The organism is Streptomyces pimonensis, from assembly GCF_041380215.1.
In the GTDB taxonomy this organism is placed as follows: domain Bacteria; phylum Actinomycetota; class Actinomycetes; order Streptomycetales; family Streptomycetaceae; genus Streptomyces; species Streptomyces pimonensis.
On the sequence record NZ_JAHWZY010000024.1, the window covers coordinates 69,818 to 93,742 of the forward strand.

A 23,925-nucleotide genomic window follows, 5' to 3' on the forward strand; every position below is an offset into this window, starting at 1 on the left:
ACTAGATCAGTTCCTCCAGCTCGAGCAGGGGACGGGGCGCACTGCGCGGCGGATCGTCCGGGCCGGTGCGCTCCACCCAGTGCCGGCGCCTCTGGAACACGGGCGGCGGCAGGGGCGTCCGCCGAGCCTGTCGGCCCGTCTCCTCGGGGCCCACGGGCTCGCGGAGGACGACGTGACAGTTGGTTCCGCCGAAGCCGAACGCGCTCAGGCCGGCCCGGCGCACTCCGTGCCGGGGCCGCCAGGGTTCCAGCCGGTCCTGGACGCGCAGCGGTGACGTCTCGAAGGCGAAGCGCGGATTGGGGCGGTCGCAGTGCAGGGTGGGCGGCAGCTGCTGGTGCTGGAGGGAGAGCACGATCTTCTGGAGACCGGCCATGCCCGCCGCCATCAGCAGATGCCCCACGTTGGACTTGACGCTGCCGACGCCGCAGAACTGTCGCTCGTCGGTGGCCTGCGCGAACACGCTCGTCAGCGCCCGCAGTTCCATCGGGTCACCGATCATGGTCCCGGTGCCGTGTGCCTCGACGTACGACACACTCGCCGGGTCCGCACCTGCCCGGCGCAGCGCCTCGCGGACGACCGCCTGCTGGGCGTCGGGGCTGGGCGTGGTCAGGCCCATGGTGCGGCCGTCGTTGTTCATGGCCGTCGACTCGATCACCGCGAGGATCCGGTCACCGTCGGCGAGGGCTGCGGCCAGCGGCTTGATCAGGACCGCGCCGACGCCCTCACCGGGCACGAACCCGTTGGCGGACGCGTCGAAGACGTGGCACCTGCCGTCGGGCGACAGGGCATGGGCCGCACTGAGCGCGAGGTAGGGCGTCTCGTCCAGCAGCAGGTCGGCACCGCCCACGATCGCCATCTCGCACTCGCCGAGCTGCAGTGCCTGCCGGGCGAGGTGGAGGCTGGACAGCGACGAGGAGCAGGCCGTGTCCACGACGAGGTTGGGGCCGCGCAGATTGTGCAGGTGGGCGAGGTGGGCGGCGATGAAGTTCTGGTTGAGCCCGGTCGCGGTCGCCCGGCCGGGAACCGCGATGCGGGACGCGTAGGTGCTGGTGCCGGAGCCGACGAAGACACCGACCGCGCGGCCGTTCAGCTCCTCACCCCGGTACCCGGCGTCCGCGATGGCCGTCTCGGCCGTCTCCAGGAAGAGCCGGATCAGGGGGTCGACGTGTGCGGCGTCCGCCTCCGGTATGCCGAAGTAGGCGGCGTCGAAGTCCTCGATGCCGTCGAGATAACCGCCCCACTTGCTGATGCTCATGCCGGGCGCGTACTCGGGCGAGTACCGGGAGGCCACGTCCCACCGGCTGCGCGGGACCTCGCGGATGCCGGACCGGCCGTGGCACAGCAGGTCCCAGAAGGCCGCCGTGTCCGCGGCACCGGGGAACCTGCCGGCCATGCCGATGACGGCCAGCGGCACGCCTGTGCCGGGGGCCGGGGCGGGTACGTCTGCGGGAGACGGCACGGGTGCCGGGTGGGAAGAGGTGTGGTTCCCGGAGCCGTCGGGGGTCGACTCAAGAGGGAGCTCAGCGTCGGGCCGGCCCTCGGCCGGTGGCGGTGCGGACCTGGCAAAGACGCTCGGCGCGGCCGACGCGGACCGCTCCGCGGAGGGCTCGGCCGCCCAGCGGGCGAGGCCCTCGCGGTGGACGCGGACCAGGTGGCGGGCGAGCCGTTCGACCGTGGGATGTTCCAGGACGACGGACGGGTCGAGAGGGGCTCCGGTGGTCTTCTCCAACCGGACGACGATGCTCGCGATGAGGATCGAGTCGACGCCGAGGTCGGCGAACGGCCGACCGGGCGCGATACGGTCCCGGGGGGTCCCGAGCACCTCGGCCAGGACGTCCGTGATGTGGTCGGCGCAGCGGTCGACGAGCCGGTCGTCGCCTCCTTCCGGCCGCTCGACGTCCCGATCCCTAGGCGCTGCGTGCGCTGCTCCGGAGCGGACGGCCGGGCCGGGTGCCGACTCGACCGTGGGGGTGTGCCCGACTTCGGAAGCCCGGGTGGCGACGGCCGCCAGCGTGGTGTGCTCCTGTGTGGCCAGCGCGGCGTCCAGGAGCGCCAGCCCTTCCTCGCGGCTCATGGGGACGAGTCCCAGCTCGGCATAGCGAGGAGTGGTGACCTCGCCCATGCCGACGCCGGACCAGCTGCCCCAGGCGAGGGACAGCCAGCGGGTGGCGCTGCCCTGATGACGGGCGCGGGCTTCGGCGAACTCGGCGTAGTCGTCGAGGGCCGCGTTGGCGGCGGCGTAGTCGCTGAGGCCGACGGCGAGTCGCGGCATCCGTGCCGAGACGGACGAGTAGAGCACTACGAAGTCCGGCTCGTCCTCCCCGAGCGCCCGGTCGAGTGCCGCCAGTACCGGCCCCTTGGGCTCCCACGTGAGGTCGAACTCGTACGGGTCCTTGCGCACGAAGGCGGGAGTGGGAGACACCGCACCAGCGCAGTGCAGGACTCCTGCGGGTGTGCCGAAGGCAGCGCGCACCTCGTCGAGGAACCCGGCCAGCCGGTCCGGGGCGCCGTGGCCCACCAGGACCATCGCCCCGGCCGCTTCCATACGGGTGATGGCGTCCGTGCATGCCTTCCACCATGCGTCCGGGCCCGCCCCTGCCCACTGTTCCCGGGGCGGCAGAGCGCGGCGGCCGATGAGGGCCAGCCTCCGGGCTCCGCGCGCGACGAGCAGTTCGGCGGCGGCGATGCCCAGACCTCCGGTCCCGCCCGTGATCACGTAGGGGCGTTCCGCCGTGACGGCGAAGGCTCCGAGGGTCCCCTCGAGTCCGGCGGCCGGTGCCGCGATCGGCTCCAGTCTGCCCACCCGGCGCGTGCCGTGGGTGTAGCGGATCTCGGCCGGTTCCGCCGCGGGGTCGGCGGCGAGTTCGGCGGCGGCGAGGGCCACCGGGCCGGGCACGCCGTCGGGCAGCGCGTCGTACTCGACGGTGACGGCGGTGACGGCGGAGTACTCCGCGCCCAGGGCCCGTACGCAGCCGGCCGTGCGCGCCGCTGCGAGGACCCCGTTCCCCTGGTCGGCGGAGCGGGTCGCGGCCGTCGGACGCACGTGCACCACGGTGACGGGGTGCTCCCTGGCCCGGGACAGCAGTTCCTGGAGCAGCGCCAGCCGGCCCGCGTGCCGGGGCGGGCCTTCCACGGAGGCGAGGGCGTCGACCGCGTCGATGACCACGTCGAACGGTCCGTGGACGGCCAGTGCCCCGTTCACCGCGCGCAGGGTCTCCTCGCGGTCGTCGAGGTCGGCCTCCACCGTGCGGGCGCACGGCAGCGGCAGTGGGGACGGCTCGCGCAGGACGACGAGGTCGTGTCCGTCGAGTCCCGCCAGTTCCTCCGCCAGTCCGGGCCCGGCCTCCGCGCCGACCAGGACCAGGGTGGCCGCGGGCCTGCTGGGCCGGCCCGTCCGTGGCGCAGGGGCCGGTGCGGGCGTCCAGGCCCGCGCGAGAAGCCGGAGGGATTCCGGACGCTGTACTCCTGCGCCGGTGCGCGTGGCGGGTGCGTCCAGGTCCGGAGCGGTACCGTCGGTGTACGGCGTGAGTCCGCCGGTGCCCGGAGCGATGCCACCGGTATCCGGAGTCCGCGCGGGTCCGTCGATGCCCGCTGCCTGCAGAAGCGTGTGCGGGCCGTACCGCATGGAGTGGTCGAAAGGGCGGGCCGGGAAGGGGACTCGGCGCCGGTGCGGTTCGGCCGGCCAGGAGACGTCCTCGCCGGCCACCCAGCGGCGGGCCGCCTCATGCAGGTCCGTGCCACCGGATGCCGTGGGCCGGGTGGCGCTCGTGTGCAGTCCCGGGGCGGTACGGCCGTCGAGGTAGGCGTCGAGCGCGGCCACGGCCTCGGGGCTGCCGGGAGCGACCAGCGCCAGCCGGGCGGGCATCGGATCGCGGGCGACCCGCGAAGTGTGGGCGAGGTCGGCGAACGTGTGTCGGTCGCGTCGGAGTTCGTCGCGCAGCAGCTGGGCGTGGGTCCGCAGCCGGGCGTCGTCGAGGGCCGACAGCACCAGCACGTGGTCCCGGCCGGGTTCGGGCCGGGCGGTGGGTTCGACGGCGGGCGGCTCCTCGACGACCAGATGGGCGTTGGCCCCGCCGAAGCCGAAGGCACTGACTCCGGCGCGCAGGGGAAGGGGCGTCCCGGACGGGTCGAGGGGCCGCCACGGCTGGGGCTCGCGCAGCACCCGGAAGGGGGTGCCGTCCAGCCGTAGGTGCGGATTGGCCCGCTCCCCCACGGCGTTGGGCGGCAGTGTCCGGTGCCCGAGGGCCAGGAGCACCTTCAGCAGACCGGCGACGCCCGCTGCGGACTCCAGGTGCCCGATGTTCGCCTTGACAGCGCCCAGGTGGCACCAGGGGCCGTCCGCCTCCTCGCTCGAGCGTTCGAAGGCGGTGGTCAGACCCGCGATCTCGATGGGGTCGCCGAGGCGGGTGCCGGTGCCGTGCGTCTCGACGTAGGAGATGGTGCGCGGGGCGACTCCGGCCCTGTTCAGCGCGGCAGTGACGACCTCGGCCTGGGCCTCGGGGCGGGGCGCGGTCAGGGAGTGGGCCCGGCCGCCGTGGTTCACGGCGCTGCCCCGGACGACGGCACGGATCGGGTCGCCGTCCGCCAGGGCCCGGTCCAGGAGCTTGAGGACGACGACGCCGACGCCCTCGCCGCGCACGAACCCGTCGGCCCGCTCGTCGAAGGTCCAGCACCGGCCGGTCGGCGACAGCATCCCGGCCTGGCCCAGCGAGTCGAACCAGGCCGGGGAGAACAGGGCGTTCACGCCGCCGGCGACGGCGAGGTCGCACTCCCCGGCCTCCAGGGCGCCGAGTGCCCGGTGCAGCGCGGTGAGGGAGCTCGAACAGGCGGTGTCGACGACCTCGCTGGGGCCGCGCAGGTCCAGCAGGTACGACAGGCGGTTGGCGATGACGCTCTGGACGTGCCCCGTGATGCTGTGGGCGGCCACTTCCTCACCCGCCCTGCCGAGCAGGTCGGCGTAGTCGGACAGCGTGGCTCCGACGAAGACACCCGTGCGGCTGCCGGCGAGCGACGAGGGACGGAGCGCGGCGTCCTCGACCGCATGCCACGCGGCTTCCAGGAACAGCCGCTGCTGAGGGTCCATCAACCGCGCCTCGCGGGGGGAGACGGCGAAGAACTCCGCATCGAAGCCGAGGATGTCGTCGAGGAACCCGCCGGCCGGCACAGAGACACCGAAGCGTTCCGCCGGGCCCGGGGTGACGAGGTCGTGCCCCTCGATCAGGTGGGTCCAGTAGGCGTCCAGATCCGGCGATCCCGGCAGGCGGCCCGCCATGCCGATGACGGCGACCGGAGGCATGGTGCCGTGCTTCCCGCGGCCGGGGGCCGCGGCCGGGGTGGGAGTCACGACGACAGCGGGTTCGGCCGGTGCAGGGGCGCCATGTTCAACCGGTACGGCGGGTACGGCGGATCCGTCCGGCTCCGTGAGGATGGGTGCGGCGCGGTCGAGGAGCGCCGAGGTCAACGCGACGACGGTCGAGTGCTGGTAGAACACCACCGGGGTGAGTGACAGCCCGAGCCGGTCGTTGAGGCGGTTGGCGAAGTCGGTGAACAGCAGGGAGTTGAAACCGTAGTCGCCGAACTCGGTGGTGTCGCCGATCTGTTCGGCCGGAACCTTCACGAGGCCCGCGGCTTCGCCGCGCAGCAGGTCGCGCAGCCGTGCCCGGACGTCGCCCGGGGCCGCAGCGGTCCGGGCCCCACCGTCCGGTCGCGGTGGTGCCGGACGGACACCGAGCGCGGCACTGATCTTCTCCTGGTCGCCGAAGCCCACGAGGACACGAGGGCGGCCGAGGACCAGCGCCTCCTCCAGGACAGTCAGCGCGGCCGAGGTGTCGATCGGGACGAGCCCGAGCGTGGTCTCGGTCAGGCGACGCACGGCGGGCGGCATGTCCATCCCCCCGTCGCTCCACAACGGCCAGGCCACGGACACCGACCGGCCGGACCGTGCTCCTCGCTCCACCTGGGCCGCGCGGTGCTCCGCGAACGCGTCGAGGAAGCGGTTGGCGGCGCAGTACGACGTCTGCCCGGCGTTGCCCAGGGTCCCGACGAACGACGACATCAGCATGAAGAAGTCCAGTGGGTCGTCGGCGGTGGCCTCGTCCACAGCGAGGCAGCCCCAGGTCTTCGGCGCCAGCACGGCGCGTACCTCGTCCGGGGTGCGTGTGCGGGCCGCACCGTCGTTCAGGACTCCGGCGGCGTGGAACACGCCGTTGACGGGTCCGTACGCCTCTCTCGCGGCCGACAGAGCGGCGGCAAGGGCGTCGGGGTCCGTCGCGTCGGCGCGTGTCCACCGCACCGTGCCGCCGGGCGCGGTCTCCTCACCGGAGCGGCTCACCCAGGTCACCCGGGCCGCCCACTCCTCGACGAGGTACGCGGTCAGCAGGCGCCCCACGCCCCCGCCGCCTCCGGTGACGACGTAGTGCCCGCCCCGTCGGAGCGGCGGGGCCTCCCCGGCGGGGACGGTGGCCCCGGCCCATGCCCGTACGAAGCGGTCTGGACCGCCCGCCCGGATCTCCGGCGCGCCGGTGGCGACGAGGGACAGCACCTGCGTCAGGTCGGGTTCGTCGGCGTCGGTCTCGATCCGCACCGAGCGGAAGCCCGGCGCCTCTCGCTCCAGGGCCCGCCCGAACCCAGTGGTCAGAGCTGCCGCGGGGTCGTCCCGGTCGGGCCGGACCAGGGTGACGTAGGTGAGGGACCGGCCCTCGTCGGCGAGGACCGTGAGGACGTCCAGCGTGTCCGCCGTCTCCTGGAGCTTCCGGGCCGGTGGTTCGACGGCGCGGTCCAGGCCACGGCGGTCGACCACGACCGTGTGACGGTCACCGCCGACCAGTCCGGACACGTCGTGCGGACGCGCCACCCGATGGTCCGCACCCTCGGACCACTCGGGCGCATCGCCCACCACGATCACCCTGGTGTCCTGCCGGGGTACTGCTGCCGCAGCCGGGGAGGGGGCCGGGATCCAGTCGGGAACGTACAGTTCGGCGCGCCGGGGCGGGGCCGTCCGCGCAACCGGCCGGGCGCCGGTGTCGGGCCGGGGCAGCCAGTGCCGCGTGCGGGCGAACGGGTAACCGGGCAGTGACACCCGCCGGGCTCCGGCGGACGGCAGGACCTCCGACCAGTCCAGCCGGGCGCCCTGGCACCAGAGCCGGGCGAGCTTGTCCAGTTCACCGCGGTCGGCGAAGGCGCGCAGGACATCGGTGGCGCCCGGTGTCCCGTCGAAGACGTCGTCGAGCCGGCTTCCGTCGTCGAGCCGGCCCAGCACCGCACCGGTGATCTCCCACGCGTCCTCGTCCAGTTCTCCGCCGGGCCCGGCAAGCCGTTCCAGACGGTCCGCCAGTTCGTCGAGCCCGGTGACCACGAGAGCAAGGCGGGTACCGAAGTGCTCGCGCCCCTCCCTCAGGGTGAACGCCACGTCCGTGAGCCGGAGTTCCGCTCCCGCGGTGCGCAGCCGGTTCGCGAGCCGGGCACAGGCGTGGCGCAGCCCCTGCTCGTCACGCGAGGACAGGACGACGAGTTCGGCTCCGGTGGACGCCGGGACGGCCCGGGACGGGACCGGTGCCTCCTCGACGACGAGGTGGACATTCACGCCGCCCGCGCCGAAGGAGCTGAGTGCGGCGCGTCGCGGGGCCCCGTCCCGGGCGGCAGGCCACGCGGCGGTGGACTGCTGGACGCGGAACGGCGTGGCCGTGAAGTCGATGTCGGGATTGAGGCGTTGCGAGTGCAGGGAGGGGACCAGAGTGCGGTGCCGCAGTTGCAGGAGCACCTTGGTCAGTCCCGCGAGGGCGGCCGCCGCCTCGGTGTGGCCGATGTTCCCCTTCACACTGCCGACGGGGATCGGCGCGGGGGGACGGGCACCGACGTACGCCTTGCTCAGGCCTCGGATCTCGATGGGGTCCCCGAGCGGAGTGCCGGTGCCGTGGGCCTCGACGTATCCGACGGTGGACGGAGCGGTGCCTGCCCGGCGCAGGGTCCGCGCGATGAGGTCCGCCTGGGCCTGCGGGTTGGGCACCGTGAAACCGTTGGTGCGTCCGTCGCTGTTGGCACCGATCGCCCTGATGACACCGTAGACGTGGTCGCCGTCGGCGAGCGCGTCGCGAAGAGGCCTCAGCAGCACGGCGCCGACGCCCTCGCTGGTCACCATGCCGTCCGCGTCCGCACCGAAGGGCCTGCACCGACCGGACCGGGAGACCATGCCGAGCTGCGCGTACTGGATGCGCCGCGCGGGGTGCAGGATGAGGTTGACTCCGCCGGCGAGGGCGGCCGAGACGGTTCCGGCACGGATCGCGTCGCAGGCGAGCTGCAGGGCGACGCCGGACCCGGAGCAGGCCGTGTCGACCGCGATGCTGGGTCCGGTGAAGTCCATGAAGTACGACACACGGTTGGCGATCTGGTAAAGGTCGCTGTTCGGATACCGACTGTGGCCGTCCAGGGCCGCGTTGGCGCTCAGTACGGCGTAGTCCGGCCCCATGGAAGCGACGTAGACCCCGACGTCGCGGCCCAGGTCGGCAGGGGTGTGTCCGGCGTCCTCCACGGCATGGTAGGCGGTCTGGAGGAAAAGGCGCTGCTGCGGGTCCATCGTCTCCGCCTCGCTCGGTGCGAGTTGGAAGAACAAGGCATCGAACTCGTCGGCACCGCTGATGAGTCCGCCGGCCGAGGTGTAGGTGCGGGCGGGGCCGCCGCGCGGATCGACGACATTCCGGTGCTCCCAGCGGACGGCGACGTCGGTGAGCGATTCGATGCCCGCCTTGAGGTTCTCCCAGAACTGGGCGACATCGTCCGCTCCGGGGTAGCGGCCCGCGATGCCGACGACGGCGATGCCGTCGTCGGGTGCGATGGCGGCGCTGTGGGCCGGCGTCGGTGCGACGGCCCGGGTGGGGGACGGCCCGGCCACGGGTGCGGGGCGTGGAACGGAGGCCGTCGGAGGCGGAACGGCGGGCGAGGACGCCAGGGAGCGGGCGACGGAACCGAGGGTGCGGTGCTCGAAGAACAGTGTCTTCGGCAGCCGTCCGAAGTCCTTCTCCAGTGCGACGGTGGCATCGACGATCTCGAGGGACTCCAGTCGCAGGGACTCCAGTGTGGTGTCCGGGGTGAGCTCGGCGAAGGGCACCCGCTTGATCCGGGACACCACGGCCCGTACGGCGTCGAACGACTCGGGACGACCGGACGCGCGGTCGTCCGGACCGGCCGGGACCGCGGCGGTCACCTCCACGGCGGACGGCTCACCCGTGACGGCGTGGTGGAGTGCCGCCGTGTCGGTCAGCCCGGTCGCCAGAAGTGCGAGGGCGGCGCGCCGGCCGGCGTCCCCGACTCGATCGGCACCGGAGGGCACGGCGCGGCGTTCCAGGTCTGCGTCCTCGGGTTCCGGCCCGTCGTCGGGCCGGAACATCAGCTCGGCGAGGCGGTGGAGCGGTGCCTGGTGCCACCCTGCCCCGTCCGCATCGGGCTGCTGGTCCGACTCCTCCCCCATCGCGGCTCGGAAGAAGGAGCGGGCGGGCGCGTTCCGGTCGGTGGGGCGGTGCCGTGCGGCCAGGACCGCAGGGCCGCCCTCGGTGGTGAGGGCGCGGGCGACGGCGGACAGGAACGCGTGCTCCACGCCCCGTCCGAGGACCCGACAGCTCAGCAGGAACGTGTCGAGCAGGATCCGGTCGCCCTCCTCTCGGGTGAGCGCGGCGCCCACCAGCCCGTAGTCGCCGAACCGGTCGGCGACCTCGGCCACCCAGCACCGTGCGCCGCCTGCGAGCAGGCCGCGCAGTTCCGTTTCGGTCCTGTGCAGCGGGGCGAGGTTGAACTGGTTGGTGCGCTGGGTGAGCTGGGCGACACGGGCCAGCTGGCTGTCGCGGGCCTCGTGGACGTCGACGCGCAGACCGAGTCCTTCGATGAAGCCCGCCAGCGACGGTGCCTCCTCACGGGCCTCCGCCCGGTGCCGGGCCGCCCGGTACATCTCCGTGCGCCGCCGGTCCTCATCGGTCACCTCGGTGCGGTCGAAGGCCCACAACCGGGCGAGGAAGGCGTCCCAGTCGGTCTCACCGGCGGGCAGGCCCAGGGCCAGCACCTGAGGCGTCGCCGCACGGACGGCGGCCACCTCGACCGGGTTGTCGTCGAGGAAGACGAAGGAGTCGAGCCCGACACCGAGTTCGCGGGCGAGGGCCTCGATGTTGGCGGCCTTGGCGTTCCAGTCGACGCGGCGGGCCGCGATGTGCTCGGGCCGCAACGGCATCTCCGGGCGCAGACGGAACACCTCGTCGACGTCCTTCGCGGTGTTCTTGCTGGCCAGGCAGACGAGCACGCCTTCGTCGTGCCGGCGCACGGCCCACTCCTGCAGGCGGCGGTGGGCCTCTCCAAGCTCCACTCCGAGCGGGCCGTCCTCCGCGCACACTCCGCGCCAGAGGGTGTTGTCGCAGTCGAGGACGAGCACCTTGTACGGGCGGGCGAGCAGTGCGTGCACGAGGCGAACCACCGCGGTGCCCAGAGCGGTGCAGGCCTCGGGAGTGTAGGGAATGTGCGCGTGCTCCTCCCGCGCCGCATCGTGGTGATCGGTCACCCAGTGGCCGTCGCCGCGGTCCGTCAGCCGGGCCGCATGCACTCCGCCGACCGCGTCGAGTGCACGCAGCAGGCGTTCCTCGAGCGCCTCGAGGTCGTCTCCGCGGCGGGCGACGGCCGGCGGCGAGGGCGGGCACAGGGCGACAAGAAGCGGCACCGGCAGGCGGGCCGCGGCCGTGCGCGCCGCGGCGCAGAACTCGTCGACGGTGCGCTCGCCCTCGGCCCCTTCCGGCCAGTCCTCGACGCGCAGGAGGACCACGTTGCAGCCCCGCCGGTTGGCCGCGAACGCACTTGCGGGGTCGAGGAGTTCCTGGAACACCTGGCCGTACGCGGCCGGCCGTACGGCCAGATCGAGGCCGAGCCGCTCGCACCAGTGGGCCAGGGACGGGTGGAGCGGGTCCGTGGTGAAGGTGGCCGCCACCACGAGGCTGTCCGCCGGGTCACCGGCTCGAGCGTTCTCAGCGGCCGATCCGTTCGTCCCCGCGCACCTGGGGCGGTCCGGGGTTTCCCCGCCCGCCGCATCCGGCGGTTCCGGCAGGCTTGGCACCTTTGGCACGTCGAAGTCGGAGAGTACCCGGGTGGTGCCCGCGGCGACTCCGGCGGCGATGCGGCGAGTGATGGCAGCGGCGACGGGTTCGACGTCGAGGGCCGTGTCGTCGGCCACGCTGTCGGCGAAGGTGGTGGCCAGACGCGGCGGCCGGACGACCAGTGCTGCCAGGCCGGGGGCGTCGGCGACAACGGCCTCCGTGAGACCCTCCACCGCTCGCTTGGCGGCCGTGTAGTGGGACAGACCACGGTGCGGAGTGTGCGCGTAGGCCGAGGAGACGGTGACGACCAGGCCGCCTGTGGTCAGGTGATCGGCGAACGCGGCGAGGGATGCCTGGGCGAGCCGCATCGCCTCCGCCACGTGCTCACCGGAACGCACGACCGTGTCCGGATGCACGTCCATCGGCCGGGCGGGCGGACCGGCGTTGAGGATCAGCAGATCGGCGGTTCCGCTCCTGTCGTGGACGGCCCGCCTCAGCTCGGTGCACCAGGCGGGGTCACCGACGTCTCCCCGGTGCAGGTGCACTCGGGTGCCGTCCGGTCCGAGCCCTGCGACGAGGGCCTCGGCCTCGGCCGTGCCGTCACGGTAGGCCACATGGACGGTGGCTCCGGCCACGGCGAGGGCCTGGACGAGTGCGGCGCCGAGTCCGCGGCTGCCGCCGCACACCACGGCCGTCCGGCCTTTCAGCGGCCGGGCATCGGCACCGCCCTTCTCGAGCAGGCCACGCAGCCTGTCCGGGTCCGGCGCCCTGGTCTCGCGCCGGGCGAACGCGCGGACCTCGACGCGTGCCGTGGTGTGTCCGGCGGTCACGTCGCCGGTCAGCCGCACCGAGCGGTAACGCGGGTCCACGTCCGCGAGCACCGCCCGTGCCGAGAACCCACGCTTGCCGGCGCACTGTTCGAAGTCGGCGTCGATTCCGCCGACCAGGGCGGCGCGACCGGGTGTTTCCATGCCGGCGAGCTGGCTCGCCCAGGCCAGTACGGCCGCATGCTCCACACCGACCCCCCGGTCCCCGATCCCCCGGTCGTCGACGAAGCGGCCCAACGCCGGCCAGTCGGGGCGGTAGCGGACGCCCGACTCCGCACCGACCACCAGATCGTCCACAGTGAGGCCCGCGGCCTCGGCGGCGAACCGTCGCCGCGCGGGCCTGACCGGCGCGGCGTGCACGGTCCCTTCCGCGTACCGGACCTCGATCTCGGCCAGGGCACGCCGGCCGTCGAGGATGCTTACCGTACCGGCCGAGTTGTCCGGGGCGACGTGCGCCTCCCATCGGTAGGCCTGGTCCGGGTAGACCGGTCCGGGAAACCGCGCCCGCAACTGTGTCAGGCACAGCCCGGACCGGACGGGGAGCAGGGCCAGTGCCTGGAGCACACACAGCGCCCCATGGGCCACTGGTTGCCCGAAGGGGGTTCGGCGCGCGTATGCCTCGTCGACGTGCAACGGGCTCCTGTCCCCGCCGGCCTCCGCGAAGGCCGCGACATCGGCTCGTGTGACGCGGAAATCACCCGTGACGGCGTTGGGCTTCATGCTCCGTTGCTCCTCCAGTCCGGTTCTCGGCACTGCCGGGCATCCGGTCCCCGACCGGGACCGCCCGTCAATTGCTCGCCGCCGCGGCCTCGCGTGCCGCGCGAATGCGCCGGGTCAGACCGGTGAGCACATTGCCCGGGCCGATCTCACGCAGGTCGGAGCCTGGCTGTACGAGCAGGTGGTGCACGGTCTCGGTCCAGCGGACGGGGGACCACAGCTGACGGCAGAGCAAAGCGGGCAGGTCGCCTTCGCCGTAGGGCTGAGCGGTCGTGTTGGCGATGACGGGGATCTTCAATCGCCCGAACACGTACGCCCGCAGGAACCGCTCGAAGCGCTCGGCCGTCGGGCGCATGTGCCGCGAGTGGAAGGCCCCGCTCACAGCGAGCGGGACGACCGCGCTCGCCTGTTCCGACAGCACCTTCGAGACCCTGCGCACGTCGTCGGGCGTGCCCGAGACGACGATCTGGTCGGGCGCGTTGAGGTTCGCGATGTCGACGCCACAGTCCTCGGTCGCCAGGGCGTCCCGTACCGCGTTCTCCTCCAGTCCGATCACCGCCGCCATGGCACCGGGCCCGGCGTCGGCCATGAGCTCCGCGCGCCGCGCCACGATCTCCAGACCGGTACGGAAGTCGAAGGCGCCCGCGGCGAAGAGCGCGGCGTACTCGCCCAGGCTGTGACCTGCCACCACATCGGGGATGACGCCCGTCCGGCGCACCGAGTCCAGGTAGGCGAGGGCGTCGACGACGTATACGGCGGGCTGGGTGAAGCGGGTGTCCGACAGCCGTTCCGCCGGGCCGTTCAGACACAGATCGGAGATCGAGTAGCCGAGCGCGGCGTCCGCCTGACGGACCAGATTGGGATAGGACGCGAACAGTTCGGCTCCCATGCCGACGCGTTGGGATCCCTGTCCGGCGAAGAGGTGGGCGACGGTCACGTTCGGCTCCCGTGGGGTGTGGCGGTGGTCAGGCCGGCCAGCCGCTGCGTGAGGACGTCGGCCGCCCCCCGCATCAGCAGCTCGGCCAGCTCGTCGACGTGGCGTTCGCGCCAGTGTTCCTGCGGCGTGCCGCGCAGACGGGAGTTGAGGGCACCGAGCGCGGGGCCGCAGTTGATCTGGTAGTCGACCTGGTGTTCCTCGGAACCGCTCATGGCGAGCCGGATCGACTGCACGAAGTAGGCCTTGAAGATCAACAACATTTTGTGCTTGGGATCCTGCTCGGCACGGTGCAGCGATGCGGGATTGGCCTGCGCGTAGTAGGCGCGGGTCTCCTCCCACACCTGGTCGAAGGTCCGTCGGAAGTAACGGCGCTGGAGCTGGTCGGCGGTGCGGTCGTCGAGGTCGTCGATCGAGTCGTGACGGCGGTAAAGCTCGTAGAGCCTGTTGGCGCGCGCCGGGTAGAACAGGCCACGGCGCAGCACCTGGGCACGGGCTCCGGTCTCCAGCATGTCGCCGGCCGGCACGACGGCCATGTCGTGCACTTCGGCCTGCTGGAGCATGTCCTTCACACGATTGCTGGTACCGCACTCGGCGGTGCACTGGTTGATGCTGCCGGTGAGCACGAAGTCGGCGCCCAGAACGAACGCGGCCGCCACCGCCTCCGGTACTCCCAGCCCGCCTGCCGCCCCGACCCGGACCCGCGCGGCCGAGGGGAACCGCGCGGCCGCGCGGCCGCGCTGGTGCACCATGTCGGGCAGCAGCACCACCAGTTGTCGCTGGTCGGTGTGGCCGCCGGAATCGGCCTCGGCGCACAGGTCGTCGGCGAGGGTGATCCGCTCCGCCAGAGCCGCCTCGTCCGCAGTGACGGCTCCGTCCGCCAGCAGGGCGTCGACGAGGTGGCGCGGCGGAGGTTCGAGGAAGTGCTGCGCCACCTCGGGCCTCGACACCTTGGCCATGACCCGGTGAGGGACGTGGACGGAGCCGTCGGGTGCCGTGCGCAGGCCGCTGACCCGGTATTGGACCAGGGGCCGCGTCGGAACGATGAACGAAGCCGCCTCGACCCGCCGGACCCGGTGCTGGAGGAACAGTTCCACCTGTTCCTGTTCCCTGGCCGGGTTCTCGTGCGACGCCAGGAGGTTGACCCCCCACGGACCGTCACCGATCTCCCGCTCGAAGCGCCGGACGGCGGCGACGACCCGGTCGGCGCGCAGGCCTCCCGCCCCGAAGTAGGCCAGCAGACCGGACCGGCCCATCCGGATGACCAGTTCCTCGGATGCCACCGCCTTGTACATCGAGCCTGCGGCATAGGCGTAGCGCACACCGTGATCGGCGCGGAACGCCGCGCTACCGAGGTCCTTCGCGCCGATGTCGCCACGCTCCTCGGCCGTCCGGTCGGCCCGCACGAGCGATGTGGTCATCTGTGCCCCGTCCTGTCTGTACCGCGTTCGGCCGCTCCTGGTGTGCGGCCCGGTGTCCGGGCCTTGACCGGGCCGGTCCTCGCCGGCCGGGCCGGGGTCAGCCGGCGGAGCCGGCCTTGCGCTGCTCGTAGCGTTCGAGGATGGCGGGCATCTCGGCGCTGACGAAGCCGAGGAAACGCTCCATGTTGGCCAGCCGCCTCAGGCGCTCCTCGGGCACGTTCTCGGACCGGAGGGCAGTGAGTCCGTCGGCGGCGATGCGGTGGAAGTCGGGGAACTCGGAGAAGATGCCCCGGACCTTGGGGCCCCAACTGTTCTCCCGCAGCCGGATCGTGTAGTTCTCCCCCAGGGATCCCGTGCGCTCGAAGACGCTGACCGGGTCGTTCTCCGGGGTCAGCTGGTCGACGATGCGGTCGATCGCGGCCCGGGGTACGCCGAGGACTTTCTCGATGTCGGCGGCGGTCTGTTCCGGCGGGTCGCAGATCATCATGTAACCGACCACACGACCGCGGTCGTGGGGCATTCCGTCGTTCTCGAAGTAGTACTGGGCGACCTTCTCGACGAAGGCCTGCTCACCCTCAGGCAGGATGGCGGGAGCGGTCTGCTCGGTCATGGTGCGCTCTCCTCTCGATGCGTCCGGCGGTCGGTCAGGCAGCAGCGGTACGGCGGTGCTCCTCCCAGCGCCTGGACATGTCCGCCAGGTCGCCGACGATGTGCCCGAAGAGCTCCTCGATCTCCGCGATCCGCCGGCGCCGGGTGTCGTCTGCGTCGGCGAGGACTTCGAGACCGAACCGGAAGATCTGGTGGTACTCGGGCCAGCTGGCGAAGGTGTCGGAGACCGCCTTGGGGTAGCCGTCGTCGACCAGCCGGTAGCGGGTCGCCTCACCGGGCGTCTCGATGCGCTGGTACAGGCCGGCGAGCGTCAGCTGCTCGATGAGCTGCTCGATGTCCTCCGGGGCGGCGTCCACCGCGGCGCATATCTGGGGCAGCGTCTGCTCGATCGGGTCACTGATGATCATCCATGCCATGGCCCGGCCCTTCTCCCAGGTCACACCGTGCGCCTCGTGATAGTGCCGCGCCACTTCGTCCACGAACATCCGTTCGGCCCCGGTCAGCGTGGCGTAGCTCTTGTCCGTCGTGCTGGTCACGGTCCCGCCCTTCGAATCGGCATGCGGTCGGCCCGGCAGGCAATCAGAAAGCGTGTTCGCCTGGTGGGTCCGGCGGCAAGCCTGGTGGACGGGGGCCTGTGTGCGCCCCCGGAACTTCCCCAGCAGCAACCCCAGCTCGGGTGAGCCGAAGGGCCGTTCAACCACGTGGGCTCCGGTCACGGCGACGGGCGCCCACTGGGGCGCCCGCGGTGCTGTGAAAGGTGGGTGGAGGTCGGTTCAAGCAGAACTGCAGATGTCGTCGTCAGATGGCGACGATCCGGTGGCCAGTGCTCGGGACAGCTCGCCCCGTTTCGCGATCCCCAGCTTTGCGTACGCTTGGCTGAGGTGCCATTCCACCGTCTTGACCGTGACGAACAGCGCCTGTGAGATCTCCCTGTTGCTGAGCCCGGCAGCCGCCTTGTGCGCCACTCGCTCCTCTGCGGGTGTCAGCGGTGCAGGCTGCTGTGCGCTCCTGATCTGCCGCACGCCGGCGAGGCGGAGTTCGGCCGAGGCAGTGGCCTCCAGCACGGACGCGCCAGTGCGGTGGGCCATGTCCATGCCCTCCTTGAGGCGTCGCCGGGCGGCGCCGCGCCGCCCCTGGCGCCGCAGTGCCGCGCCGAGCGCGACGAGTATGCGCGCCCGTTCCAGTTGGTAGGGCGTGGACATGAGGAGATGGTCGGCGTTCTCCAGCATCTCCAGTCCCTCCTCTCCCCCGACGATTTCACCCTGTGTGCGCAGGGCGGCTGCCAGGGGCCGGGCGGCGCCGAAGGCCCGGGCACGTTCGGTGACGTCGACGGCGAGCTTGTGGGCTGCTCGTGGCCCGATGGTGATGGAGAGGGCCCTGGTGGCGTCCGACAGGTACTCGCAGGGGGCGGACGGATACAGCCAGCCTTCCTGTCTCGCCTGGTCACGGCACTCGGCCAACTCCCGCAGTCCGACCTGGAAGCGGTCCTGGCGCAGGTGCAGACGGACGCGCGCGATCCGCAGGGGTACGAAGAGGGCTGTCTGCGGCAGGCCCTCGGACAGAGCGTTGTCGCGCAGTATGTTCTCCGCCTCCGGCAACCGGTCCGTTTCGATGAGGCAGTGCGTGAGGGCTGCGGCAGCCAACGGTACGCACGCGAGCATCAGCGAGCAGTCGCCCTGCTGCCGCAACAACTGACGCGCGGCCGATTCGGCCTCCATCAGCCGACCGGTGTCCAGCAGCACCCCACTGAGCATGCTCCAGGCGGTGGCCGAGGCGAGCAACTGGCCGGCGTCGAACGCCTTGCGCGCGGTGTCACGCAGAACGCGCTCCGCTGATTCGGCGCCGTCGCACTGGTTCATGGCCCAGGCGGCGACAATGGCATCCGTCAGCTCCGTGTCCTCATCGCACGACGGCACCCCGTCGGCAAGAGCGGCAGCGGCCAGCCGGGCCACGCGGTGAGACGGCCGCCCTCGCGACAGCGCCTCTATGGCCACGTGCGACCGCGGCGCGGTGCCGCCGATCCGCAGTCCGGCCCGGCGGCGCCCCGGGATGATGCGGGACACCACCGCTGCCGCGGTACGCGCGGTCTGCTCCACTGACTCCGTGGAGGTGGGCCCCGGGCCCGAGGAGCCCGTGTTCGCCAGCAGCGCTAGTGCCTCCTCGTAGCGGGCGGAGGCGGTCAGCGCCAGCCCGAGTTCGAGGCGGAGGCGGCTCCTGACGACCGGGGCGTGCGTGCGGCGCAACGCTTCACGGAGGTGCTCGATCGCCGTGGCCTGCCGGGCACGCAGTTCCGCTGATCCCAGTTGGCCCAGTATCCAGGGGTCGCGCTCGGCGGCGGAGTCAGCCAGTGCACGGCGCAGGTACCGGGTCGCCTTCGCCGCTTCGGCCCGACGCATCGCTTCGACCGCGGCGGCCCGCAGGGTCCTGACCGCCCAGGGGTCACGACCGGGCTCCGTGCGGCACAGGTGCTCGGCCACCGTGGTCAGGTCGGCACCGGCGGCGTGCAGCGAGTGGGCGGCCCGGCCGTGGACGCCGTTGCGAGCTTCCGAGGACATCTGGGCGTACACGATCTGCCGTACGACGGAACGCCGGAAGCCGTACGGGACACCGGGGTTGAGGATGTCGGCTTCGCGCAGTGCGTCCGCCGCCTGAAGCACGGCGTTGTCGTCCAGCGCTGCCACCGCCGCGCAGTGACCGGAATCCGCGTCGTCACCGAGAACCGCCACCGCGTAGGCGAGGGCTTGCGCGGATGACGGCAGGCGGTGCAGCAGACGCGTCACCTCCTTGGCGATACGGGCGGGTGTGAGGCTCGGGACCGTGTCAGCGGCCGGCTTCTCCGGCGCGATGCCGCGTCGGCCCATCTCGTCGAGCAGTTCCATGAGATGGAGGGGATTGCCGTCACTGGCGGTGAGACAGGCGGCCGTCACGTCTTCGTGTGGGGTGCCGCCGAGCCGCACGGTGATGGCTTCGCGCACCGATTCCCGGTCGAGCGGGTCGAGCACCGCGTGGCGGGCCAGCGGGGACCGGCTGACGGAGAGGAGCAGTTCCTGCGCTGTGACGGGCACGTCGGGCGCGTGCGTGAGCACAAGCAGGACACCGCTGCCCTCCAGTCGGTTGACCAGGTAGTTGACGAACCTCAGGGAAGCGGTGTCGGCATGGTGGGCGTCGTCGATGAGCAGCATGAGGGGAGCAGCGGAAGAAAGGTTTTTGCAGAGCCAGTAGAGGCCGTGCAGGATCCGGTAGAGTCCGGCGTCCCCTTGGGGCGGTTCACTGATCCGGTCCGGGTCGGCGTAGTCGAAGATGCTGCCGGCGAGTGCCGCCGGACCGGCGAGCAATCCGTCGCAGGGCATACGGTCCTCGGCGTTGAGACAGTGCTCGAAGAGTTGACGTACCACCACCCAGGCGAAGCCGCGCTCCAGCTCTCCTGCGCGGGCTTGGAACACCTGTAAACCGGACTTCTCAGCCTCCTGGCGTGCCGCCGTGAGCAGGCTGGTTTTGCCCGCCCCGTGGCTTCCCTCGAACATGATGACCGCGCCGTCGCCACCTTGCGCCTGCCGCACACCCGTCCGAATGAGGTCTATTTCACGATCACGTTGCAGAAGCAGGAATTCCTGCCGCATGCGCCACACCCCTTGATGGAAAGTCAAAGAGACCGGGAAAATTCCAGGAAAGGGAAAGCACAACAGAGTTGCGCTCCTTTTCGGTGTGCGGCTTCTCCATTCCAGCCTTGGCAGTCGTGACGCATCCCCCGTCCTCACATCACCGCGCTCGACAGCACCCACCGGAACTTAACACATGACACCGCCACGGCTCCTCTATCGAACCACATTAGGAAGGCGTTAAAAAAGGGGAACGTCCTGCGACTTCGATCGAGTGCCCAGAGAGCGACATGGCCACCCCTCGTCAGCCATGGCCGACAAGGGGTGGCTCAATCCGTGCGGTCGCCGTCAGGCAGGTCGCAGGAAGACCGGCAACTTGTCAAAACCCACCATCTGCGGTGGGACGGCCCAGGCGAGGTCACCGTCCCGGTCGACCACGATCTCCTTGAACCGGTCGAACAGGACGTTCAGGACGAGTTTGGTCTCCAACCGGCCCAGGGCGTTGCCGATACAGTGGTGCGTACCGAATCCGAAGCCGAAGTGGCGCCCCTCGCTGCGACGGTGGATGTCAAAGGCCTCCGGGTCGGGAAACTGCCGCTCGTCCCGGTTCGCGGAGCAGAAACTGGCCGCGACGTGCTGGTTCTCCGGGATGGTGACGCCACCCAGCTCCACCTCCCGCGTCGACGCGCGCAGGCCGGTGGTGATCGGAGGCCGGTGCCGCAGCACCTCCTCGACCGCCTGTGGGATCAGGTCACGGTTCTGACGCAACTCGGCCTGCGCATCCGGATTGAGATCCAGCAGATCGACCGTATTGGCGATGGTCATGGTGGTGCTGATGTGTCCGCCGGCGAACATCACATTCGCGAAGTTGACCGTCTCGTCCTCGGTCAGCCGGTCACCGTCGAGCTCCGCGTTGGCCAGACGCGTGAGCATGTCGTCGGAGTCCTTGTTCTTCCGTTCACGCACCCGATCCCGCAAGTACGAGATGGCTTCTTGCTGGAGTTCGCCGAGCGCCTCCAGGTACCCCTCTTGCGCCATTTCCTCCGGGGTCACGTTCATGACCTTGCGGGCCCAGTCGTAGAAAAGCACGCGATCCTCGGCCGGCAGGCCGAGGATTTCGAGGATGACGGCAATGGGCACAGTATAAGCGAGATCCGCCACCAGGTCCACCTGGTCTCGGCCGACGATCTCGTCCACGATCTCGTGCGTCCGCTGCACGATCTGCGGCTCGTACGCGGCGATCGACGCAGGCGTGAACGCCGTGCTCAGTATCTGACGCACACGGGTGTGTCGCGGTGGATCCATCTGCGGCAGGCTCTCCAGCCCGGACTCGGGAAAGCCCATCCGGTGCATCTCGGACGAGTAAATCCCGGGGTTGGTGAGGACGTGCCGGGCATCCGCATAGCGGTACACCACCCACCACCCGGTGGCGGGGTCCCGGTGGACGGGATGCTCGTCGCGCATCATGCGGTACCAGTCGTAGATCGCCGGGTCGTTCACGTTCGGCTGCGGCGGGATCTCGATGTCTGTCGTGGACACCCCATCACCCTTTCCTTGCAGGACGGGTCGGTCGATGCAGCCTTGCGAGAAGGCCCCGGGGCGCACACTGGGGTCTCCCCCAGCACCCACCCCAGAGCCTCGGGGGTCTCGGTTCCGCCAAAGTCAGCTGTTGATGTCCCGCTGGTTGAAACGGCGCACACCGAGCCCGAACAGCAGCCCCGCGGCGACGAGGAGAACCAGCGCGTCCGCCCACTGGAAGCCGTGCCGCAGCGGTTCACCCCCGATGTAGTAGTGGAAGGGCGAGACGTAGGCGAGCCAGTCCGCCCCGATCTGGCCGGCGAAGGTGTGCGCGGTGTAGGAGACGACACCGATCACGGCGCTCACCACCAGGACGACCGCCCTACGGCCGATCGCCGCTCCGAGGCCGATGGTGAGCGCTCCGAAGAGGACTGCCAGCAGAGCGAGGTTGAGGCACTGGGCGAGGAACTCCACGGGGGTGATGCTCGTCAGCTCGGCGCCGCTGCGGACCACCAGCAGGCCGAGCCACACCAGGACGGAGATGCCGAACGCGCCGGCGATCAGCGCGCCGAAGCGCTCGATCGCGAGCTGTGTGCGGGTGACGGGATGGGCGAGCAGCAGGTCGAGCTGGCCGGTCTCCTCCTCGGCGGCCACTGCACGGGTGCCCGCGGTCACGCCGTAGATCATGGCGAGCAGCGGAAGGATGGTGCCGAACACGCTGGCGTGCATGTAGCCCGCGGCGGTCTGGTCGATGTTGAGCCCCTCGCGCAGGGCTTCGGGCAGATTCGCCGTGCTCTCGCGCTGCGAGGGGTAGGTGCTGGCGTACACCATGCCGACCACCGCTGTCCCGACCGCCCAGCCGGTCAGGCTCCGTCGGCTGTCGGAGAGGTACTTGGTGAGGATAGCGGCGCTCATCGGTTGTCCCTTGTCCCTTCGGTACGGTTCTCTGGCGGCGACGGCTGCGTCGTCAGACGGCGCGCGCCGTCTCCGTGCGGGGCGCGCTCTCGGCCTCCGCGTAGTAGCTGTGGAACAGTTCCTCAAGGGCCGGTTCGGTGACGCGCAGACTTGTGACGGTGTGCTGCGCCAGGGCCTTCACCAAGGCGTCCGGACTGCCGGAGATCTGGCCCGTCAGCGTGGTTCCGGCCGGGTCGAGGTGGAGTCGGTCCGCACCCGGCAGCGCGGCGAACGCCGTCGACGGCACCGGCGTCTCGAAGGTGACCTCGATGTCGCGGACGGCGCCGGTGCGCAGGTTGGACACCGTGTCGAGGGCGGCGAGGCGTCCGTCGCGGATGATGCCGACACGGTCGGCGACCGCTTCGACCTCACTCATGATGTGGCTGGACATGAAGACTGTCTGACCCGCGGCCCGGGCCTCGGCAACCATGTCGAGGAAGCTCTGCTGCACCAGCGGATCGAGTCCGGAGCTGGGCTCGTCGAGGACGAGCAGTTCCGGCGTGTGCATGAAGGCCTGTACGAGGCCGACCTTCTGGCGGTTGCCCTTGGACAGCTTCTTGATCCTGGCGGTCTGGTCGAGGCCGAGCCGCTCGGCGAGTTCATCGATGCGCGCCTCGGGCACACCTCCCCGCAGGGCAGCCAGGAAGCGCAGGTAACTGCGGACGTTCTGCCGACCGTCGCAGACGAAGTCACCGGCCAGGTAGCCGACCCGCCGGCGCAGTTCCACACCGTCCTCCCGTGGCCGGAGTCCGAGCACCGACGCCCGGCCCGATGTCGGACGGATGAGATCCAGCAGCAATCTGATCGTGGTGGACTTGCCGGCCCCGTTCGGGCCGAGGTAGCCGAAGACCTCCCCCCGCCGAACGTCGAGGCTGAGGTCGACCAGGCCGCGGCGCGTGCCATAGGTCTTGGTGAGCTCCCGGAGCTCGATTACGTTCTCCATGGTGCGCAATCTATCGAATGTTCAGAGATCTGTAAATGCTTTGAGTTTTCGAGGCGGTCGGTATGATAAGAACTCGTCAAGAGGAGGGCATTGATGGACGAGAAGGACACCCAACTACGCGAGTGCGCGGAGCGCCTCGCGCTGACACTCGCCCAAAGCGGCATGCAGAGGACCACCGCTCGCGTCATGACTGCCCTGCTGTTCACCCAGCAGCAGACGATGACGGCGTCCGATCTCTGCAAGGAACTGCACATCAGCAGCGGTGCGGTGTCCGGCGCGGTGAACCAGCTGATCCCGACGGGTATGATCGAACGAGTACCGGCACCCGGCAGCCGCCGCGACCATTACCGCTTCCGAGAGCACGCGTGGGCGACCCTGATGGGCAACCAGAACGCCTTGCTCGACAGCATGTGGAACGCTGCCGCCGAAGGCCTCAAGGCAGCGGGTCATGACAGCGTCGTCGGCCGCCGACTGGACGAGATGCAGGACTTCTACGGCTTCATGCAGCGCGAGATGGCAGCACTGATCGACAAGTGGCGGGAGCAGTACGAGGCCGACGAACGCTGACCCCCCGTCGGCGCGCAGTCAGTGGTGAGCCATGGCCACCGGAACCTGCGCACCACTGTCGATGTCAGTGGTATGCATGGACGACGGCGTGACCCTTGCCGCGGCCGATCATGAACTTGTTGACGGGGGTAGTGATCAGGAAGGCGATGGCGAAGCCGCCGAGCAGGGCGCCCCAGAACAGTCCGTCGCCGAGGTGGGCGTCCATGGCGCCGGGCGTGAGGGCGATGATGCCGTTGTCGACCGCTTCCATCACCGCGATGGAGACCGTGTCGGCGGCCAGGGCCACCTTGATCGCGGCCTTGAGGGACAGTCCGGCGCGCACGACGGCGAACAGGGTGAAGGAGTAGCCGAACAGAAAGGCCAGGCTGATCGCGAGGATCATCGTCTCGACGTTGCCCCAGAGCAGAGCGGTGCCGATGACCATGCCGAGGATTTCGCCGATGGCGCACCCGGTCAGGCAGTGCAGCGTCGCCTTCACCGCCGTGGACCAGGACGCTCCCCCGTGATGACCGCCGGAACGCAGACCATGGTCCTGGTGGGCGGTGTGGCCGTGCGCCGCGGTGTGGTGGTGCATGCTGTGCTTCATCGATCCTCAACCCCGATCCGTTCTGCGCAGGGGCCGCTGTCGGTTGCCCACACCACTGACTTTATACCCCCTAGGGGTATTCCTCCAGTGGTGTTCCGCTGGCGTCGTCTGCCGGCGCAGCATGCTTCAGGTGCGGCCCGCGTCGGCCGACCGGAACACGGCGTCGCCCGCTGTCGGACGCCGGCAG

11 protein-coding genes are annotated in these 23,925 nt (G+C 71.0%); 1 reads left to right on the forward strand and 10 read right to left on the reverse strand.

All coding sequences use genetic code 11. The features are described 5' to 3' along the window. Position 1: 1 nt before the first annotated feature. The 9 genes from KYY02_RS22685 to KYY02_RS22725 all read right to left on the reverse strand — a co-directional run bounded on the left by KYY02_RS22685 (position 2) and on the right by KYY02_RS22725 (position 22,585). On the reverse strand, positions 2–12,610 hold the full coding sequence (locus tag KYY02_RS22685; RefSeq protein ID WP_371240696.1) for an SDR family NAD(P)-dependent oxidoreductase: 12,609 nt from the start codon (positions 12,608–12,610) through the stop codon (positions 2–4). Between the two features lie 67 nt (positions 12,611–12,677). Continuing rightward, positions 12,678–13,544 (reverse strand): ACP S-malonyltransferase, encoded by an 867-nt coding sequence (gene fabD / locus KYY02_RS22690; protein WP_371240697.1) that lies wholly within the window; start codon positions 13,542–13,544, stop codon positions 12,678–12,680. Beyond that, positions 13,541–14,962: a PfaD family polyunsaturated fatty acid/polyketide biosynthesis protein gene (locus KYY02_RS22695; protein WP_371240698.1), complete on the reverse strand. Its 1,422-nt coding sequence runs from the start codon at positions 14,960–14,962 to the stop codon at positions 13,541–13,543. Before KYY02_RS22695 ends, fabD begins: the two co-directional genes overlap by 4 nt. Before the next feature lie 97 nt (positions 14,963–15,059). After that, positions 15,060–15,572 carry a hypothetical protein gene (locus KYY02_RS22700; RefSeq protein WP_371240699.1) on the reverse strand — a complete coding sequence of 171 codons (513 nt, stop codon included), beginning with the start codon at positions 15,570–15,572 and terminating at the stop codon, positions 15,060–15,062. Positions 15,573–15,606: 34 nt separating this feature from the next. Beyond that, the gene (locus tag KYY02_RS22705) at positions 15,607–16,107 is read right to left on the reverse strand and encodes a hypothetical protein (RefSeq protein ID WP_371240700.1); all 501 of its coding nucleotides are present in this window, start codon (positions 16,105–16,107) and stop codon (positions 15,607–15,609) included. Positions 16,108–16,344: 237 nt separating this feature from the next. Next, positions 16,345–19,191: an ATP-binding protein gene (locus tag KYY02_RS22710; protein ID WP_371240734.1), complete on the reverse strand. Its 2,847-nt coding sequence runs from the start codon at positions 19,189–19,191 to the stop codon at positions 16,345–16,347. Between the two features lie 327 nt (positions 19,192–19,518). Next, complete coding sequence (locus KYY02_RS22715) at positions 19,519–20,709, reverse strand: cytochrome P450 (RefSeq protein ID WP_371240701.1); 1,191 nt, start codon at positions 20,707–20,709, stop codon at positions 19,519–19,521. 123 nt (positions 20,710–20,832) lie between these two features. Next, a complete protein-coding gene (locus KYY02_RS22720) occupies positions 20,833–21,603 on the reverse strand; it encodes an ABC transporter permease subunit (RefSeq protein ID WP_371240702.1) in 771 nt (256 codons plus the stop codon). A 52-nt stretch (positions 21,604–21,655) separates the two neighbouring features. Beyond that, entirely contained in the window at positions 21,656–22,585 is a 930-nt protein-coding gene (locus KYY02_RS22725; RefSeq protein ID WP_371240704.1) for an ABC transporter ATP-binding protein, read from the reverse strand. Between the two features lie 93 nt (positions 22,586–22,678). Between KYY02_RS22725 and KYY02_RS22730 the strand changes: the two genes are divergently transcribed. Beyond that, entirely contained in the window at positions 22,679–23,152 is a 474-nt protein-coding gene (locus KYY02_RS22730) for a GbsR/MarR family transcriptional regulator (protein WP_371240707.1), read from the forward strand. Between the two features lie 64 nt (positions 23,153–23,216). Here KYY02_RS22730 and KYY02_RS22735 read toward each other — a convergent pair whose 3' ends face one another. Next, positions 23,217–23,738, reverse strand: a complete 522-nt coding sequence (locus tag KYY02_RS22735) for a DUF4396 domain-containing protein (RefSeq protein WP_371240709.1) — start codon at positions 23,736–23,738, stop codon at positions 23,217–23,219. Between the last annotated feature and the right edge of the window lie 187 nt (positions 23,739–23,925).

Coding starts and splice junctions, on each gene's coding strand:
- KYY02_RS22685 (WP_371240696.1), bottom strand. CDS start 12,610: ATGAAGCCCAACGCCGTCACGGGTGATTTCCGCGTCACACGAGCCGAT.
- KYY02_RS22695 (WP_371240698.1), bottom strand. CDS start 14,962: ATGACCACATCGCTCGTGCGGGCCGACCGGACGGCCGAGGAGCGTGGC.
- KYY02_RS22700 (WP_371240699.1), bottom strand. CDS start 15,572: ATGACCGAGCAGACCGCTCCCGCCATCCTGCCTGAGGGTGAGCAGGCC.
- KYY02_RS22710 (WP_371240734.1), bottom strand. CDS start 19,191: ATGCGGCAGGAATTCCTGCTTCTGCAACGTGATCGTGAAATAGACCTC.
- KYY02_RS22720 (WP_371240702.1), bottom strand. CDS start 21,603: ATGAGCGCCGCTATCCTCACCAAGTACCTCTCCGACAGCCGACGGAGC.
- KYY02_RS22725 (WP_371240704.1), bottom strand. CDS start 22,585: ATGGAGAACGTAATCGAGCTCCGGGAGCTCACCAAGACCTATGGCACG.
- KYY02_RS22730 (WP_371240707.1), top strand. CDS start 22,679: ATGGACGAGAAGGACACCCAACTACGCGAGTGCGCGGAGCGCCTCGCG.
- KYY02_RS22735 (WP_371240709.1), bottom strand. CDS start 23,738: ATGAAGCACAGCATGCACCACCACACCGCGGCGCACGGCCACACCGCC.